At 63.7% G+C, this 18054-nt stretch carries 15 protein-coding genes and 1 pseudogene; 6 read left to right on the top strand and 10 right to left on the bottom strand.

Translation table 11 applies throughout. The annotated features are described in order from the left end of the window. Nucleotides 1–9: 9 nt before the first annotated feature. The 3 genes from NKI15_RS21970 to NKI15_RS21960 are packed head-to-tail and all read right to left on the bottom strand — an operon-like array spanning nt 10 to nt 3839. Nucleotides 10–1653: an ABC transporter substrate-binding protein gene (locus tag NKI15_RS21970; RefSeq protein ID WP_352514593.1), complete on the bottom strand. Its 1644-nt coding sequence runs from the start codon at nt 1651–1653 to the stop codon at nt 10–12. Nucleotides 1654–1688: 35 nt separating this feature from the next. Further along, entirely contained in the window at nt 1689–2465 is a 777-nt protein-coding gene (locus NKI15_RS21965; RefSeq protein ID WP_352514594.1) for a DUF427 domain-containing protein, read from the bottom strand. Nucleotides 2466–2480: 15 nt separating this feature from the next. Further along, the gene (locus NKI15_RS21960; protein ID WP_352514595.1) at nt 2481–3839 is read right to left on the bottom strand and encodes an LLM class flavin-dependent oxidoreductase; all 1359 of its coding nucleotides are present in this window, start codon (nt 3837–3839) and stop codon (nt 2481–2483) included. A 191-nt stretch (nt 3840–4030) separates the two neighbouring features. Here NKI15_RS21960 and NKI15_RS21955 point away from each other — a divergent pair, with 191 nt between their 5' ends. Then, nucleotides 4031–5833 carry a dipeptide ABC transporter ATP-binding protein gene (locus NKI15_RS21955; RefSeq protein WP_352514596.1) on the top strand — a complete coding sequence of 601 codons (1803 nt, stop codon included), beginning with the start codon at nt 4031–4033 and terminating at the stop codon, nt 5831–5833. Nucleotides 5834–5910: 77 nt separating this feature from the next. On the opposite strand, the pseudogene NKI15_RS21950 reads toward NKI15_RS21955, so the two are convergent. Beyond that, nucleotides 5911–6090, bottom strand: a pseudogene (locus NKI15_RS21950) (ATP-binding cassette domain-containing protein); the annotation flags it as partial. Nucleotides 6091–6229: 139 nt separating this feature from the next. Between NKI15_RS21950 and NKI15_RS21945 the strand changes: the two are divergent. Genes NKI15_RS21945 through NKI15_RS21925 form a run of 5 tightly spaced genes read left to right on the top strand, consistent with a single transcriptional unit; the run spans nt 6230 to nt 11085 of the window. Next, a complete protein-coding gene (locus NKI15_RS21945; RefSeq protein ID WP_352514597.1) occupies nt 6230–7465 on the top strand; it encodes an ROK family transcriptional regulator in 1236 nt (411 codons plus the stop codon). Between the two features lie 14 nt (nt 7466–7479). Next, nucleotides 7480–8559, top strand: coding sequence for a Gfo/Idh/MocA family protein (locus tag NKI15_RS21940; RefSeq protein WP_352514598.1), 1080 nt, complete (start codon nt 7480–7482; stop codon nt 8557–8559). Beyond that, the gene (locus tag NKI15_RS21935; RefSeq protein WP_352514599.1) at nt 8559–9395 is read left to right on the top strand and encodes a sugar phosphate isomerase/epimerase family protein; all 837 of its coding nucleotides are present in this window, start codon (nt 8559–8561) and stop codon (nt 9393–9395) included. The genes NKI15_RS21940 and NKI15_RS21935 overlap by 1 nt, the downstream gene beginning before the upstream one ends. After that, on the top strand, nt 9392–10195 hold the full coding sequence (locus NKI15_RS21930; RefSeq protein ID WP_352514600.1) for an alpha/beta fold hydrolase: 804 nt from the start codon (nt 9392–9394) through the stop codon (nt 10193–10195). Before NKI15_RS21935 ends, NKI15_RS21930 begins: the two co-directional genes overlap by 4 nt. After that, nucleotides 10192–11085 carry an ROK family protein gene (locus NKI15_RS21925; protein WP_352514601.1) on the top strand — a complete coding sequence of 298 codons (894 nt, stop codon included), beginning with the start codon at nt 10192–10194 and terminating at the stop codon, nt 11083–11085. Before NKI15_RS21930 ends, NKI15_RS21925 begins: the two co-directional genes overlap by 4 nt. Nucleotides 11086–11111: 26 nt before the next feature. On the opposite strand, the gene NKI15_RS21920 is transcribed toward NKI15_RS21925, so the two are convergent. The 6 genes from NKI15_RS21920 to NKI15_RS21895 all read right to left on the bottom strand — a co-directional run bounded on the left by NKI15_RS21920 (nt 11112) and on the right by NKI15_RS21895 (nt 17907). Then, a complete protein-coding gene (locus NKI15_RS21920; protein ID WP_023668840.1) occupies nt 11112–12110 on the bottom strand; it encodes an ABC transporter ATP-binding protein in 999 nt (332 codons plus the stop codon). Between the two features lie 30 nt (nt 12111–12140). After that, nucleotides 12141–13202: a Gfo/Idh/MocA family protein gene (locus tag NKI15_RS21915; protein ID WP_023668841.1), complete on the bottom strand. Its 1062-nt coding sequence runs from the start codon at nt 13200–13202 to the stop codon at nt 12141–12143. Between the two features lie 250 nt (nt 13203–13452). Then, nucleotides 13453–14292: a carbohydrate ABC transporter permease gene (locus NKI15_RS21910; RefSeq protein ID WP_023668842.1), complete on the bottom strand. Its 840-nt coding sequence runs from the start codon at nt 14290–14292 to the stop codon at nt 13453–13455. 227 nt (nt 14293–14519) lie between these two features. Continuing rightward, nucleotides 14520–15449, bottom strand: a complete 930-nt coding sequence (locus tag NKI15_RS21905) for a carbohydrate ABC transporter permease (protein ID WP_023668843.1) — start codon at nt 15447–15449, stop codon at nt 14520–14522. A 240-nt stretch (nt 15450–15689) separates the two neighbouring features. Next, complete coding sequence (locus tag NKI15_RS21900; RefSeq protein WP_352514602.1) at nt 15690–16949, bottom strand: ABC transporter substrate-binding protein; 1260 nt, start codon at nt 16947–16949, stop codon at nt 15690–15692. A 1-nt stretch (nt 16950) separates the two neighbouring features. After that, a complete protein-coding gene (locus NKI15_RS21895; RefSeq protein WP_023729668.1) occupies nt 16951–17907 on the bottom strand; it encodes an N-acetylmuramic acid 6-phosphate etherase in 957 nt (318 codons plus the stop codon). Nucleotides 17908–18054 lie beyond the last annotated feature (147 nt).

The following is an 18054-nucleotide window of genomic DNA, read 5'->3' as shown; positions in this document are numbered from 1 at the left end:
GTCTCACAATCATGCCTGGGCGAACGTCACGCGATCGAGCAGCAGATGCGAGATCGCCGTGAAGCGGACGCCCTCGACCTTCGACGAGACGATGCGGCTGTATTGCGAGAAGTAGCTGATGATCAGCGGCGTCTCGTCCAGCAGCAAGGTCTGGATGTTGCCCGCGGCAAGGCGTTGCGCCTGAAGGTCGCGGGCCTTGCCATATTCGAGCAGCAGCCCGTCATAGGCCGGGTTGTTGAAATGCGCGGCGTTCCAGGCGCCCGAGCTCTTCAGCGTGGCATTGAGGAAGATGTCGGGCGTGCCGCGATGGCCAAAATCGGTAATGCCGAGATTGGAATCGAGCCATGGCGACGAGCCGAACTTCGCCGAGCCATAATAGGCGTCCTGCGGCAGCACGTTGAGCTTGATGTCGATGCCGGCCTTCTTGGCAAAATTCTGGATCAGCACGGCATAATCGGGAATGTCATAGGCGCGCTCGGTGGTCAGCGTCACCGGGAAGCCGTTCGGCACGCCGGCTTCGCCAAGCAGGCGCTTGGCCTCGGCGATGTCCTGCTTGCGCTGCGGCACCGACGGATCGGCCGAGGGGAAGATCGGCGCGAACGGGGTGTCGTTGCCGACGATGGCGCGGCCCTTGAGCAAGCCCTTGACCACCGCCTCGCGGTCGATGGTGAGCGCCAAGGCGCGGCGAATGCGCTTGTCGGTGAACGGCGCCTGGTCGGTCCGCAGATGCACCTGGTCATGCGAACTTGCCTGCACGCTGAGCAGCTTGAAGTTGGGATTGCCCTCGATCGCCAATTCCAGCCGGGTCGTGCTCGGGATGACGTCGAGCTGGCCGGCCTGCAGCGCCAGCACCTGCGCCTGCTCGTCGTCGAAGAACTTGATTTCGACGCGGTCGGGCAGCGCCTTGTCGCCCCAATAGTCAGGGTTGCGCACGAAGCTGGCGCCCTGCTTGGGGCGGAAGGATTCGAGCTTGAACGGGCCGGTGCCGTTGAAATTCTTCTCGAAATCGCCGGCATAATCGGCCGGCAGTATTACGGCGTTGTATACGTCGGAGGAGACATAGAAGGGGAAGTTGCTGTTGGGCCCGTCGAGATCGAAGGCGACTGTCTGGTCGTCGACGACCTTGGCGCCGCCCTTGGACAGGATGCCCTTATAGGCCGACAAAGCGGACGAACCGCTGGCCGGATCGACCAGCCGCTCGAAGCTCGCCACCACATCCTTGGCGGTGACGGTGCGGCCGTCGTGGAATTTTACGCCCGGCCGCAATTTGAAGGTCCAGCGGCTGGCGGTCTCGTCGGCCTCCCACGACAGAGCGAGCTTGGGCTGCAGACCGTCCTTGGGATCGTCGAGGATGAGATATTCGCCGACCTGGCTGATGACGCCGATGCTGGCCGGATCGGTGATGGAGACGGGATCGATCGCCTTGGTCGGCTGTCCGAGCCCAACGCGGACCGTGCCGCCGGCGCCGGCAGCGCGCGCCGTGCCGAAACCAGCAAGTCCCTGCGAGGCGGCAAAGCCGGTGAGGCCGATCAAGGCTGCGTATTTCAGCAGATCGCGGCGCTTGAGGAAGCCGGCCTGGTGCTCATCGACGGCGACGTTCCAGATGTCGCCGGACAGATTGCGAAGCGTATCGATGTCGTTGCGTTTGGTCATTTTGAAACCCCTGTCTGAAATGACTGTTGAATGGCTTAAGCGACTGGTTCGCCGTCGAGATGGATGCGGTCGACGGCTTGCGGGTAAAAGGCGATGAGGCCCCTGATCTTGGGCATTTCGGCAATGGGATCGCGGTAGCTCCAGGCGACATCGGGGCTTACCGAGCCGTCGGCGCGCCGGCCCGACCAGTAGGAGGCGATGCCCTTGTAGGGACAGCGCGTCGTGCTGTCCGAAGCGGTCAGCCGGTCGAGCCTGACATCGTCCGGGTGCAGGTAGAAACGCGTCGGCAGATGCGTTTCGAACAGCAGCACCGGGCGATGGCTGTCGGCGATCAGTTCGCCGTCGAACCAGATCTGGACGTGACTTGAACTCTGCAGCACATCGATGCGTGCGTATGGATCGCGGGCGTGGATGAAGACTTCTTCCTCCTCCTCGAACCATTGGTCGACCGCCTTCCAGGTGAAGGCGATACGCCCGTCCAGCGGCGACAGATTTTCATCCGGCGGCGCGACAAGCGACCAGGCCGCGTTGGGCGAAGCTTTTTCTCCCGTCTCCAGGTTCCAATAGGTGGTTTCGCCACCGACGGGATGGGGCTGGCTATGCTCGGACGGCTTTAAGAGCGAGCGGTCCACCGAGGAGGCCGGGAAGAAATAGATCGGCAGAAAATGGTTGGAGCGCAGCACCAGGACGTTGCGGCTGTCGGCGATGGTGCGGCCGGCGAATTTGACCCGAATGCGCTTGGGGCTGTGCAGAACATTGATGAGCTGCGGAGCCGTGGCTTCGCGGGGCTGAAGTTTTGGCGCTGCGGTCATATCAGTTGCCCCAAGTCAGGATACGGCGCGCACATTGTCGCGCTGTTCGGCGAAGCGGTTGGCCGGCCGAGCCAGGCCGAAACGGTCACGCAGCGTCCCCGGCGCATATTCGGTGGGGAATACGCCGCGGCGCTGCAGTTCCGGCACGACCTGCTCGGCAAAATTCACCCAATCCTCCGGGAGCAGCGGGAACATCAGGTTGAAGCCCTCGGCGGCACCTGCCTCGAACCAGTCCTGCAGCTGATCGGCGATCTGGTTCGGTGTGCCGACGACGGTCGGCACCGAACCGCTGTTGGCGAGCTTGCGAGCGATCTCGCGCAGAGTGAGGTTCTGCTTCGACCATTCCTTGACGCGATTGAGCGAGGTGCGGCCGCCATTGAAGGTGCTCTCGTCCGGCAGCGGCGGCAGCGGGCCGTCCGGCGGATATACGGAGAGATCGACGCCGCTCCAGCTCGAGAGAAGGTCGATGCCGACCCGATCGGGAAGCAAGCTCTGCAGATACTCCTGCCGCTCGCGTCCCTCCGCTTCGGAAGCTGCGACGATCGGCAGGATGCCCGGCAGGATCTTGAAGCTCTCGGGCTTGCGGCCGTAACGGGCGAGGCGCTCGTTGATGTCCTGCCTATATTTGATGCCGTCTTCCTTGGTGCTGTAGATGGCAAAGTGCGCATCGGCATGCGCGGTAGCGAAATTCTTGCCGTCTTCGGACGAGCCGGCCTGGACGATCAGCGGATGGCCCTGCGGCGGGCGCGAGACATTGAGCGGTCCGCGCACCTTGAAGTGCGGGCCCTTGTGGTTGATAGCATGGACCTTGTCGGGATCGGCGAAATAGCCCGATGCCTTGTCGATAAGCAGGGCTTCGTCTTCCCAGCTGTCCCACAGTGCCTTGACGATATCGAGGAATTCGGTGGCGCGCTCATAGCGAAAGGCGTGCTCGATATTGCCGTCGCGGCCGAAATTGCGGGCCTCCTCGTCCATGGCCGACGTCACCACATTCCAAGACGCCCTGCCCTTGCTGATATGGTCGAGCGAGGCAAACATGCGGGCGACATTGTAGGGCTCGCTGTAGGAGCTCGAGGCGGTTGTGATGAGGCCGATATGCCTGGTCACGCCGGCAAGTGCCGACAACAGCGTCAGCGGTTCCAGGCGGGCATTGGCGTAATGGGCGACGCCGCTCTGTACGGAATCCCAGATCGCGACATGGTCGGCGACGAAGATCGTATCGATCCTGGCGCGCTCGGCAGACTGGACGAGATCGCGGTAGAAGTCGAAGTCGAGCACTTCGCGGCCGGGCGCGCGCGGATGGCGCCATGACATACGATGATCGCCCTGCGGGTTGAAGAAAAACGCGCTGAGGATCATGTGGTCGCGTGCCATGTCGGCCTCCTTGCAGAACTGCTCCAAGGGACCGTCGCGATGCCTCGACCGGCTGCGACAATCTCTCCTGAGCGGTGAAAGGTAGATTGCGCTCCAGCTTAATTCGAGTAATTTTATAGAGATTGTGCGGCGTGAAAGCGGAAGCGATTGCCCTAGAAGACCGCGCCGAAAGAAAGTGGTTTCAGCAAGACATGTCGTCATCGGTTCTGAACGTCGAGCAGCTCACCGTCGCCTATGATGGACGCCGGGGATCGCATCCGGCCGTCAACGGCGTGTCGCTTGCCATCGGCGAAGGCGAAGCGCTCGGCCTTGTCGGCGAGTCCGGATCGGGCAAGAGCTCGGTGGCTCTCGCTATTCTGCGCTATCTGCCGCGCAACGCCCGGATCGCCGCGTCGGCGCTCGAGTTCCAGGGCCGCGAGATCCGCAATCTCTCCGGCGAACAGCTGCGCCGGCTAAGGGGCGATCGCATCGCGGCCGTCTACCAGCATCCGGGTGCGGCGCTCAATCCGGCCATGACGATCGGCCGGCAGATCACCGAGACGATTATGCGGCATCGCCCGGTTCGGCAGGACGAAGCACGCACCCGCGCCGCCGGGCTGCTGAGCCGTGTCAGGGTGAGCAATCCGGAGCGGGTGCTCGATCTCTATCCGCATGAATTGTCGGGCGGCATGCAGCAGCGCGCCAACATCGCGATTGCGATTGCGCTCGACCCGTCGCTGCTGGTGCTGGACGAGCCGACGACGGCGCTTGACGCCAGCGTCCAGTCCGAGATCATCGCCATCCTGCAGGACTTGCGCCGCGACCACAAAACCAGCGTTCTGCTGATCAGCCATGACATCAACATGGTCCGCTGGGCCTGCGATCGGGTGGCCGTGATGCAGTCGGGGACGGTGGTCGAAAGCGGCATCGCCAACGATGTCTTCGAGAACCCTGTTCACGCCTACACCAAGGCGCTGATCGCCTCGATCCCGGCGCTCAACTTCACCAAGCGCGACGGCAGGCTGGCCGAGATGCACACAACCGGCCCGTCGAAGCCTGTCCGCAGCGATCAACCGGAAGCCGCGCGTCCGATCGCCGTCGCCTGCAAAGGCATCAGCCACGCCTTCGGCTCCCAAGCCGTCCTGCACGATATCGACCTGGAGATAGCCCAGGGCGAGACGTTCGGGCTGATCGGCGAATCCGGCTCCGGCAAGTCGACATTGGCAAGAATCGTGGCCGGCCTGCAGACGCCGAACGCCGGAACGGTCGAGCTGTTCGGCCGCGTGGTCGCGCCGCGCGTCGAGAAAAGAAGCCTGAGCGAACGCCGCGACGTGCAGATGGTGTTCCAGTCACCCGACCGCACGCTCAATCCGCGCCAGCGGATCGGCAGGATCCTCGGCCGTCCGCTGCGGCGGCTCGCCGGCTTTAGCCGCAGCGAGGTGAAGCAGGGTGTCGGCGATCTCCTGGCCTCGGTTCGTCTTGCCGCTACGACCGTCGACCAGAAGCCGAGATCGCTGTCTGGTGGCCAGCGCCAACGGGCGGCGATTGCGCGCGCCTTTGCCGGCGTGCCGAAGCTCGTGGTGTTGGACGAGCCGACCTCTGCGCTCGACGTTTCCGTGCAGGCGACCGTGCTCAATTTGCTCAACGACCTGCAGCGCGACAAGGACACCACCTATCTGTTCATCAGCCACGACCTCAGGGTGGTGCGCTATATGGCCGACAGGATCGGCGTGCTCTATCGCGGCCGGCTGGTCGAGACGGGGTCATCCGAGCAGATTTTCCGTGGCCCCAACCACCCCTACACGAAGCTGCTTCTGGCCGCGTCCTCGGATGAGACGGCGCCGAGGGCTCCGGCTCAGCTCCACGCCGCGGCACACGATGCCGAGACCTCCGGATGCTCCTTTGCCGCCCGCTGTCCTGTCGCGCTGCCCGATTGCCGAAAGGCGCAACCACCCGTCAGGCAGGCCGGCGACGGTCATCTGATCGCCTGCTGGAGAGACGCAAGCAGTCTCTGATTGCGAAGCGGGCAACTGACAAGCCTTCCTTCGAGGAGATGTCCCCCGTCCGATGCGGCCGGAGGACAGGCTTGGGAGGCGCCTGACGTCGGCTGCAAATTTCCGGCGATGGTTTTGACCAGCGTCGATTTGCCGGCACCATTGTCGCCCGTCAGGCCGAGAACCTGGCCCTCATTGATGTCGAGCGAGACGTTGTCCAGCGCGCGAACGGCACCGAAATCCTTCACGATGTGTTCGAGACGCGCTAGAACCGGCATCGCATCCTCCCATGCAAATTTGTAAGTTTCTGACACAAATCATCGTTTGAAACTTGGGTCAATGGGCTTGGGGATGCTGAATATTTGTTGCAATGCCCCCAACCGTGGGTCTTTCAAACCGCCTAGAAATTCTATTAGTATGTCAATCAAACAAATTGTGGAGAACGACGTGCTGGTGTCGACCGATCTTCGGCCGAACGAAACGCGGGCACTTGCGGCGCTGTTTCGTGCCGGCGCGTCGAGCCGAGCGGCGCTCGCACGCGATCTCGGCCTGACCCGGTCGACCACCGGCGCCCTGGTGCTGGGGCTGACGGAAGCCGGTCTGGCGCGCGAGCGGTCGGATGGAGCGGATGACGAGCAGGATAGCGAGGGTCGGGTCGGCCGTCCCGGTATCCTGGTCGAGATCGACGGCAATGGCGGCTTCTTCCTTGGCGCTTATATCGGCGTCAACTGGATCGCAGTCGTGACTGTCGACCTTGCCGGCGCGCGGCGTGCGAGCGCCTCTAGGGCATTTGCCGGCCCCGGTAGCACGCCCGAAGCCGCGGTCGACATCATCGGGGAACTCGTCGCCGAGATCCGCTCACAATTGCCTGCGGGCACGCGCCCCTACGGGCTCAATGTCGCCGTGCCCGGCTTCCCCGCCGCCGACGGGATTTCATACCATGCCACCATCCTTGGCTGGCACGGGGTCAATCTGGCGGAGCTTTTGCGCACTGCCTTTGGCGCGGACTTTCCAATCCTCTTGGAAAACGATGCCAATGCCGTGGCGGTGGCCGAGACATACCGGGCGCAGCCGGGCAAGGACCATGAGGATGCTCTGGTCATCCTGATCGAGAACGGCGTTGGCGGCGGCATCATCAATGCCGGCAGGCTGCATCGCGGCCGGCTCGGCGGCGCCGGCGAAATCGGGCATCTGCGCATCGGCGACGAAGGTTTTGTCTTCGACGCGAAGCGCCCGGGCCGACTGGAATCCTATGTCGGCAAGGATGCTTTACTGGCTCGCTATTTGCACATAAGCGGACTGCGCGCCGGCGTGGATGAGTTTGTCGCAGCGCTGGCCGGCGGCGATCCGGCAGCCGTTGCCACCGCGCGCGACTGGGCGCTCTGGTTCGGCCGCGGCCTGGCGACACTTGCCTGCACCTTGCAGCCGGAGCGCATCATCCTCTCCGGCTCCGTCAATGCTGTCTATCCCTTTGTCGCCGAGCAGGTGGAAGCTTTCTTGCTGGAGTTCCTGGCTGAAGGTTACCCCGTTCCTACGGTCGAACTGTCGCGCGTCGGGGCCGACGGTCCGGCATTGGGCGCTGCCTGTCTGCTGCATCAGGCAGCTTTGTCGGGCGATCCGCAATTTCAACTTCGCGGCCTCGCCGCGCGCTAATCAGGAGAGATTCCATGCCTCGCAAAGACGAAAAGCGGCTGCGTGTCGGCGTGCTCGGCTGCGGTCCGATTGCCCAGGCGGCGCATTTCGAATCCTGCACCAAGGCACGCAATACCGATCTCTATGCCATCTGCGATGTCGCCGACGATCTGCGCGACAGGATGGCGGCGACCTACGCGCCTGAAAAATCCTATGCCGACTACGGCCTGATGCTGGCCGATCCCGATCTCGATGCCGTCATCATCGCGACATCGGACATTTTTCACGTCAAGGCCGCGGAACTGGCGCTCGATGCCGGCAAGTATGTGCTTTGCGAAAAGCCGCTGGGCGTTTCGGTCGAGGAGGTCGAAGGCTTGCGGGCCACGCTCGACAAGAGCGGCAAGGTGCTCCAGGTCGGCCATATGAAGCGCTTCGATCCCGGCATCCAGGCGGCCAAGGCTTTCGTCGACGACGAAATGGGCGAGCGGCTGGCGTTCAAAGGCTGGTACTGCGACAGCACCCACCGCTACCCGATGACCGATGCGGTGCAACCGCTCATCATCACCAGCGCCAAGGCGCGCAAGCCTTCCGTCAATCCCAAGGCGGATCTGCGCCAGTATTACATGCTGGCGCATGGCAGCCACCTCATCGACACGGCGCGCCATCTGCACGGCCCAATCGAGGCGGTCGAGGCCCGGCTCACCGAGCGCTACGGCGCCTATTGCTGGTTCATCACCACCATCTTCGCCGACGGGTCGGTCGGCCATCTCGACCTGACGGTTGCCGTGCGCATGGACTGGCACGAAGGGTTTCAGATCTATGGTCAGAACGGCAGCGTTCTCGCGAAGACCTATAACCCCTGGTACTACAAGAGCAGCGAGGTCGACATTTTCCGCGAGGCCGATGGCAGCTGGCATCGCACGCTTGGCGCAGACGGCCACTTCTATCGCCGGCAGCTCGAAGGCTTTGCCGATGTCGTGCTGAATGGCGCGCCGATGATCGGCGCCGGCATCGAGGACGGCATCGCCTCGGTCAGGGGCATGGCGGCCATCGCCCGCTCGGCCGCTGCCGGCGGCCGCGCCGTCCGTCTGGCCGATGTCGACGGGGTCGTGTGATGCAGCTTGGGATTTTCGCCAAGACCTTCGCCACCACCGGCGCCTTGCCGGTGCTGCGCGCGGTCGCGGACGGCGGCTACACGGCGGCGCAGTTCAACATGGCGTGCCTTGGACTGCCGTCGATGCCGGACAGCATTGAGCTCGGCGCGGCCCGGTCCGTCGCTGAGGCGAGCGGCGAGGCCGGCGTTTCGATCGCGGCGGTTTCGGGAACCTACAACATGATCCACCCGGATCGCACGGTTCGTGTGTCAGGTCTTGCCCGGCTTGAGGTACTGGCCGCGTCATGCGCCGATATGGGCACCCGTCTGATTACGCTGTGCACCGGCACAAGGGATGCGCAGGATCAGTGGCGCTGGCATCCCGACAATGCAAGCGAGGCGGCATGGAGCGATCTGCGGACGGAGATGGAAGCGGCGATCGCGATTGCCGAGCGCTTCGACATCGAGCTTGGCATCGAACCGGAACTGGCCAATGTCCTCTCCAGCGCCCGGGCCGCGCGCCGCCTGCTGGACGAAATGAACAGCACGCGGCTGCGCATCGTGCTCGACCCGGCCAATCTGTTCGAAGTGGCCGACAGCGCGGAGCGTCATCGCCTCATCGACGAAGCCATCGATCTGCTGGCCGCCGAGATCGGCATGGCCCATGCCAAGGACCGCCATGCCGATGGCAGTTTTGCCGCAGCCGGAAAGGGCGTGGTCGACTTCCCGCATTTCATCGGCCGCCTGAAGGCTGCCGGGTTCGACGGCCCCTTGATCACACATGGCCTGACAGAGGCCGAGGCGCCAGGTGTCGGCGCCTTTCTGCGCACCGTACTGGAAGAGAGCGAGCGCGCGTGAAAGAGACCTTCAGCCGCGATGGCGTCGATCTTGCCTACCGGGACGTCGGCGCCGGGCTTCCCGTCATCTTTCAGCATGGGCTGGGCGGTGATGAAGCGCAGGTCGCCGACCTGTTTCCCGATCTGCCGGTGACCCGGCGGGTGACGCTCGAATGCCGGGGCCAGGGTGGATCCGGCTACGGGCCGGTCGAGCGGCTTTCGGTTGCGACGTTTGCCGAAGACGTCGAAGCGCTGGCCGACGCTCTAGGCATCGGCTCGGCCGTCGTCGGCGGCATCTCGATGGGTGCCGCACTGGCGCTGCGCCTGGCGGTGCATAGGCCGGCCCGTGTGCGCGCTTTGGTGCTCGCCCGGCCCGCCTGGGTAGCCCAGGCGGCTCCGGAAAATATGAGGCCCTATGCCGTCGTCGGCGATCTCTTGATGCGGCATTCGCCTGAAGACGCCAGGCGTCTGTTCGATGACAGCGCTGTTGCCGGCGAACTGGCCAGATTGGCGCCGGACAATCTCGGCAGCCTGCAAGGCTTCTTCACTCGCCCGGACCCGGTTCTGTTCGGCAGGCTGCTTTCGGCGATCGCCGGCGATGGTCCCGGCGTGAGCGAGGCGGACATCCGCGCTATCGCGGTGCCGACTCTTGTCATCGGCCATGACCATGACCTCGTCCATCGCCTGGCCGACGCACAGACGCTGGCCGGACTCATTCCGTCGGCCCGGCTTTGCACCATCACAGCCAAATCGCAGGATCGCGCCGCCTACCGGCTGGAATTCCGCGCCTGTCTTTCGGAATTCCTGGAACCGCTCGCATGACCGACAAAACGACGGAGGAGACCATCGCCGTGGTCGAGATCGGCGGCACGTCGGTCAAGGTTGGCTTTGCCGATCGCGGCCACCCGGTGGATTTCGCCCGCACCTACCCTACCGCGCAACTGCGCCAGGGCGCGCCGGTGGTGGGATTGGCAGATGCGGTCACCGCAGCCTGCCGCAATGCCGGGCTCAAACCTGCACGGGTCGTTGCGACGGTGCCTGGGTTCATCGACCGCGACTTCGACACGGTGCTGCACACGGCCAACATTCGCGAGCTGAACGGCATCCGGCTGGGTACGGAACTGGCATCGCGGCTCCGCGTTCCCGTGCGGCTCGAACGCGACGTCGTGCTGCAATTGCTGGGCGAAAGCGTTGCCGGCGCGGTGAAGCAGCAAAAGGAGGTGCTGGCGGTCTATCTCGGCACCGGCATTGGTGCAGCCTATCTCGGCAAGGACGGCATTTTCAGGGGCGGCGGCTGGGCGCTCGAGATCGGCCACATGCCGATCTACCGACCCGACGAAAGCGGACCGCCAAACCGGGTCGAGACCTATGCCTTGGGAGCAACGCTCGTCGAACTCGCGACGGACTACGATATCCCGGTGGCCGATCTGTTTTCGGCGGCCGGGCAGCCGCCATCGCTGCGCGAATGGCTCGATGAGATCGTCTGGCAGCAGGCGGTGACCGTCGCAACGGCAGCAGCCCTGTTTTCCCCGCAGACGATCCTGATCGGCGGCGGTATCGTCGACATGAAGGCCTATCCCCGCAAGGCGCTCAAGCAGCGCATCGCGGAGAGCCTGCCGCATTCGCTTGTTGTAGAGCCTCTGGACATACGCTGGGCGGCCCTGGGCTGGCAGGCGGCGATCCACGGCGCGGTGCTGCTCGGTACGGTATGATCGCCGTGGTTGCTGTCGGCGAAGGATTACTTGATCGTCTTCCCGTCCGCCCCAAACCGGTATGTCTTACCCGGCTCCGGCGTTGCATACAGCGTCGCACCTGGCTCGGCGTCGTAGACACCGAAAATGCGGACCGTGATCAGCCCGGCCTTTTCGCAGTCGAGATAGAGGTTGGTGTCGGCGCCGAGATGTTCGGCATGCACCACCGTTCCCTTCCACGCGCCGGACCTTGGATCCACGGTCAGATGCTCCGGCCGCACGCCGATCGTCTTGGCCGTCTCGCCCAATCTGGCGCCGTCGATGAAATTCATCTTCGGCGAGCCGATAAAGCCGGCGACGAACTCGTTTGCCGGCGAATTGTAAAGCTCCATCGGGCCGCCGATCTGCTCGATCTGGCCGGCGTTGAGCACGACGATCTTGTCGGCCAGCGTCATCGCCTCGACCTGGTCGTGGGTGACGTAGATCATCGTCGCCTTCAGCCGCCGGTGCAGCTGCGCGATCTCGAGCCGCGTGTTGACGCGCAGCGCTGCATCGAGGTTCGACAAGGGCTCGTCGAAGAGAAACAGTTTTGGCTCACGCACCACGGCGCGGCCGATGGCGACGCGCTGGCGCTGGCCGCCCGACAGTTCCGCCGGCCGCCGCTCGAGATACGGTTCCAGCGACAGCATCGACGAGGCGACGCCGATGCGGCGTTCGATCTCCGGGGCGGGCGTGCCGGCCTGCTTGAGGCCGAGGCCCATATTGTTCTTCACCGTCAGATGCGGGTAGAGCGCGTACGTCTGGAACACCATGGCGATGCCGCGTTTTGCCGGGGGCGTGGCCGAGACATCGGCGCCGTCGATCACCACCCTGCCGGAGGTCGAATCCTCCAGCCCGGCGATGACCCTGAGCAAGGTTGACTTGCCGCAGCCAGATGGGCCGACGAAGACGACGAATTCGCCGTCGGTCACTTCGAGGTTGATGCCTTTCAGCACCTCGACCGGCCCGAAGGCCTTCTTCACATTCTCGATTACCAGCGAGCCCACGGCTTCGTCCTTGTTCTAGAGTTTGCCCTACTAGAGCTTAACTGGGGCGCCGCTGCGCACGCTCTCATCGGCGGCAAGGCAGACGGCGAGCGATTTCACCGCGTCGTCCAGGTGGCGGGTCAGGTCGATGTCTTCCCGGATCGCCTTCAGCACGAAGGCCTGTTCGAGGTCGCAGAGGTCCTGGTGGCCGGGTTCGCCGTCCATCGACAGCATCTCGTCCGGCCTGGCGAACTTGCCGTCCGCACCCGTCGCAGCGCTGTGCAGGCGGATGGTCGAGGTCTTGGTGTGGGTGTCGATGTCGTCCGACTTCACACCTTCCTTCATGACGATCGACACGCAGCCATTGGGCGACATCACGTCCTTCACGAAGAACGCCGTTTCCGAAATCATCGGTCCCCAGGCAGCTTCGTACCAGCCGACCGAGCCGTCGTCGAACAGCACCTGGAGATGGCCGTAATTGTACATTGTCGGCGCGATCTCCTCGGTCAGCCGCAGCCCCATGCCGCGCACCTCGACCGGCCTTGCGTCGGTGATCTGCAGCATCACGTCGAGATAGTGCACGCCGCAATCAACGATCGGCGACGTCGTCTGCATCAACTGCTTGTGCGTCTGCCAGGTCGGGCCTGACGATTGCTGGTTGAGGTTCATGCGAAACACGTAAGGGCCGCCGAGCTTGCGCGCCTCGGCGATCAGCCTGACCCAGGACGGGTGGTGGCGCAGGATGTAGCCGATCACCAATTTTCGGCCGTTGGCCTTGGCCGCGGCGACGACGCGCTTGGCGTCCGCCACCGTCGTTGCGAGCGGCTTCTCGACGAAGACGTGGCAGCCGGCCTCGAATGCCTTCACCGCATAGTCGGCATGGCTGTCGGAATAGGTGGCGATGCAGGCGACATCCGGCTTTTCATCGCGCAACGCGTCGTCGAAGGAGCGCCTGATGCCATAGCCCGACAGCCCGTCCGGTAACGGCACGTCGGAGCGGTTGATCAGGGCCGCGATCTCGAAGCCCGGATTAGTGTGGTAGGCCAGCGCATGGCTACGCCCCATATTACCGAGGCCTGCGACGACGACGCGAAGGGGCGATTTAGAGGTCACCTAACTACTCCAGATGTTCCAGTTGTTCCTTCTGAGAGGGTGTCACCCCACCCGGCGCTTCGCGCCGACCTCCCCATCGAGGGGAGGTAGGACGTTGGCGCGAACACCCTCACTGCCAAAGAAGCTTCTCCGAAAGTCGCCCTTTGGCGGTCGTGAATGAAGCCACGACCTTTTACCTCCCCTTGATGGGGAGGTCGGCGCGCAGCGCCGGGTGGGGTGAAGGCTCCAGCAGAGATTTGTAGGGCTCCGCTCACTTGACGGCTCCGGATGTGATGCCGCGGATCAGCTGCCGCGAGAAGATGACGTAGAGGGTCAGCACCGGCATGATCGCCAGCGAGAGTGCGGCCAGGATGGCGTTCCAGTTGGTGACGAACTGGCCGAGGAACAACTGCGCGCCGAGCGTCACCGTCTTGGTCTCTTCCGACGGCGCCAGGATCAGTGGGAACCACAGATCGTTCCAGATCGGGATCATGGTGAAGACGGCGACCGTCGCCATCGAGGGCCGCACCAGCGGCAGCACCAGCCGGAAGAAGATGGTGTATTCCGACAGGCCGTCGATCCGGCCGGCATTCTTCAGATCGTCGGACACCTGCTTCATGAATTCCGACAGGATGAAGACGGCCAGCGGCAGCCCCTGCGCGGTGTAGACCAGGATCAGCGCCGTCAGCGTGTTGACCAGCCCGCTCGCCACCATCAATTGCAGGATGGCGACGGTGCCGAGCCGGATCGGGATCATGATGCCGAGCGCGAGGTAAAGCCCCATCAGCGTGTTGCCGCGGAAGCGGTATTCCGACAGCGCGAACGCCGCCATCGCGCCGAACAGAAGCACGAAGAACAGCGAGGCGACGGTGACGACGAGGCTGTTCTGAAAATAGTGGATGAAGTCGCCCTGCCCGATCACGGTGGTATATCCGATCAGGTCGAAGGTCTTTGGCGTCGGCGGCGTCAGCGGTTCGCTGAAGATGCCGGCGCGGGACTTGAACGAATTCATGATGACCAGGATCACCGGAAACAGCGCGATCGCCGTGTAGGTCAGCAGGATCGCGTGGGCGCCGATGGTGCGGGGCAGCGAACGAGTGGCGGTGCTCATTGGAAGGTCTCCTGACGAGCCAAGGCAGGCGAGGTTGGCGCCAAGGCACCCCCCTCTGTCCTGCCGGACATCTCCCCAGCAAGGGGGGAGATCAGATGCCGCGACTGCTTTCGCCAATCGCCAACGTTGCAAGACGAGCGGCAAGGCCAGAGCTGCCAATCTCCCCACTTGCGGGGGAGATGGCCGGCAGGCCAGAGGGGGGTGTTCAAGCTCGACATCTCGCCCCTCTAAAACTGGTAGCGACGCAGGCGCGTCTGGACGAGGAAGAGGTAGACGCAGACGCCGCCGAGGATGATCAGGAACATCATCGTGGCGATCGCCGCGCCCATATTGGGATCGCCGGTCTGCAGCTGAAAGCCGAAGAAGGCGCGGTAGAGGAAAGTGCCCAGAATATCGGTCGAATAGTTCGGGCCGGCGAGCGCCCCTTGCGCGGTGTAGATCAGGTCGAAGGCGTTGAAATTGCCGACGAAGGTCAGGATCGAGATGATGCCGATCGACGGCAGGATCAGCGGCAGCTTGATCTTCCAGAACTGCGACATGCCGGTGATGCCGTCACATTCGGCCGCCTCGATCACCTCTTCGGGGATCGACAAAAGGGCTGCATAGATCAGCATCATCGGGATGCCGACGAACTGCCACACCGAGATCAGGCTGAGCGCGGTCAGCGCATATCGCTCCTTGCCCAGCCACGGCGTGAACAGGCTTTTCAAGCCGACCAGGTCCATCAGATGCGGCGCCACGCCCCATAACGGCGACAGGATCAGTTTCCAGGCGAAGCCGACGATGACGAAGGACAGGATGGTCGGCACGAAGATCGCGGTGCGGTAGAAGGCGGCGAATCTCAGCCTCGGGCTGGACAGCAATGCCGCTAGCATGACACCGATCGGGTTCTGCACCACCATGTGGATGATGAAGAACCAGGTATTGTTCCGCAGCGCGTTCCAGAAGCCGACCGACCAGTTGGGGTCGCCGAACAACGTACGGAAATTAGTGAAACCGACGAACACCTGATGCTGATCGACATTGCGGAACAGCGACAGCTGCAGCGTGCCGGCGAGCGGCAGGATCATGATCGCCGTATAGACCAGCAGCGCCGGCGCCAGGAAGACGCCGATATGCCAGCGGAACGGTCGTTTCGGTCGTGTTTGTGCGGCCATGAGTGCGGTCCCCGCCGAGGTTTAGCAATGCCTTCGACGGCAGCGCTGCCCCCTCACCCTTACCCTCTCCCCGTGAAGGACGGGGAGAGGGGGCGCCTGCGTTTCGGCTGATCCTTCTCCCCGTCACTATACGGGGAGAAGGTGCCGGCAGGCGGATGAGGGGCGGCGCCGTCGTTCGCAGTCGATGATGCTTTCGAAAAACGCAGGGCCGTCCACTTGGGGCCCTGTCTGTCTCTGAGCTTACTTGCCCGGCTTGTACCAGCTGTCGAGGCCGTCCTGCAGCTTCTTGGCGGCAGCTTCCGGCGTGTCGGTGCCGTTGATGACGTTGGCCGATTCAACCCAGGTTTCGTTCTCGAGGTTCGGCGTGCCGCGCGACAGGATCTGGTAGGTCGAGCGGATCGTCGACTTGCACTTGTCGCGCCAGGAGACGAATTCCTGCGCCAGCGGGTCTTCCATCTTCACCGGGGTGGAATTTAGGCTGAAGAAGCCCGGCAGTGCGTTGGCGTAGATGGTGGCGAAGTCCGGCGAGGCGACCCAGGACAGAAAGGTCTTGGCCGCGTCGGCATTCTTCGACGCCGCATTCAGGCCCATGCCGATATCGGTATGGTCGGAGATGTAGCAGGTGTCGCCGGCCTTCTCGACCGGCGGCGGGAAGGCGCCCATCTTGAACTGCGCCTGGGTGTTGAACAGGCCGATCTCCCACGATCCCGCCGGGTAGATGGCGGCGCGGCCAAGCGTGAACAGGTTCTGGCTGTCCGGATAGGTCTGGGCCTCGAAGCCGTCGCCGAGATAAGGCTTCCACTTGGCCAGTTCCTCATAGGGAGCAACCCAGTCCTTGTCGGTCAGCTTCTGGTCGCCCTTGATCAGCGCTGCGCGGCCCTCTTCGCCCTTCCAGTAGTTCGGACCGATGTTCTGATAGCCCATGGTCGCGGCTTCCCAGAGGTCCTTGGTGCCCATGGCCATCGGGATGTAGGTGCCGTCGGCCTTGATCTTGTCGAGCGCGGCGAAGAACTCGTCACGCGTCGTCGGCACCTTGAGGCCGAGCTTGTCGAAGGCGTCCTTGTTGTAGATGAAGCCGTGAATGACCGAGGCCATCGGCACGCAGAAGCTCGCCTTGCCGTCGTCGGTCTGCCAGGCGGCCTTGGCAACGGTCGAAAAGTTTTCCATGCCGGGCAGCGCCGACAGGTCGGCAAGGTTGCCCTTCTTGAACAGTTCGAGCGACTTGTCGAACGGGCGGCAGGTGATCAGGTCGCCAGCCGAGCCGGCGGCGAGCTTGGCGCCGAGTGCGGCGTCATACTCGGTCGGCGCCGACGGTGCGAACACCACTTTGATGCCCGGGTTCTTGGCCTCAAAGGCCGGGATCAGCTTGTCCTTCCAGATGGCAAGGTCGTCGCCGCGCCAGCTTTCGATATTGAGCGTTACGTCATCGGCGTGAGCCAACCCGGCGGTGCCGAGAATGCTGGTGCCGAGAAGCAGTGCCGTCAGTAATTTCGTTGTCATGCTAGTCTCCCTGTTGACCTTTTTCAGGTTCGGTTTTGAGAACAGGGGCCTTCACGCCCTTGTTCCCCTCGATCGCGGAAAGGGCTGGCCGCAGCTTCTGGCCGGTCCCTTCCAGTATCTTCTCGGCCGCAACGGCGTTGGCAGCGCCGGCGGCGAGCAGAATGGCTGTCTTGACGACGCCGCCGCTCGCTTCGAGCAGCCGCACGGCGTCTTGCCGGTCGCGGCCGCTGATAGCGGCGACGATGCGAGCCGCGCGGTCGCGCAGCTTGATGTTGTCGGCGGTGAGATTGACCATGTAGCCGTCATGGACATGGCCGAGATGAATGGCGGTAAGCGTCGACAGCATGTTGAGCGCGATCTTCTGGGCAGTGCCGGCGCCCATGCGCGTCGAGCCGGCAATCACCTCCGGTGGCGTCTCGAGCAGGATGGCGACGTCGGCCAGCCTGAGCAGGGGCGTGTCCTTGTTGTTGGCAATGGCGATGGTTGCCGCGCCCCGGCTGCGCGCATCCTTCAGCGCCTGCACCGCATAAGGCGTCGAGCCGCTGGCCGAAATGGCGATCAGGCAGTCGCCCTTGCCGATGCCGGCGCCGGCAATTGCCGTCGAGGCTTCGTCGGTGTCGTCTTCCGGTCCGCCGGCCAGGGTCTTGAAAGCGTCGTCGCCACCGGCGATGAGGATGGCGATGCGTTCGCGCTTGATGCCGAAGGTGCCGGGCAACTCCAGCGCGTCGGCCAGCGCCATCAGGCCGGAGCTGCCGGCCGCAGCATAGGCGAGCTTGCCGCCGCCGTTCAGCCGCCCGGCGATGATTTCGGCTGCGGCGGCGATGGCGGGAATGGCGTCGCGCACAGCCTTGGCGGCCTCGATCTGCGCATTGACCAAAGAAGAAAGGATGGCGTCCGGGGCCTGGATGTCCAGTCCCTCGGCATTGCTGTGAAGCGCTTCGGTGCGCGGTTCGGTCATCCCTGTCCCTCCGATGGAAGAACAATACCAAAAAAATACCACTTGTCCACACGCATTAACGAAATTGCGAACTGGAAATCGTTGAGTCGGCAAAATTCCCGGGTTTTTCAACCTGATGCGCCTTAATCTTTTTGAAACGGAAATTAA

It is taken from the genome of Mesorhizobium sp. M0862 (assembly GCF_040319795.1).
Taxonomy (GTDB): Bacteria; Pseudomonadota; Alphaproteobacteria; order Rhizobiales; family Rhizobiaceae; genus Mesorhizobium.
The sequence above is the reverse complement of the archived record's forward strand: the minus strand, read 5'-3'. Positions and strand labels throughout refer to the sequence as shown.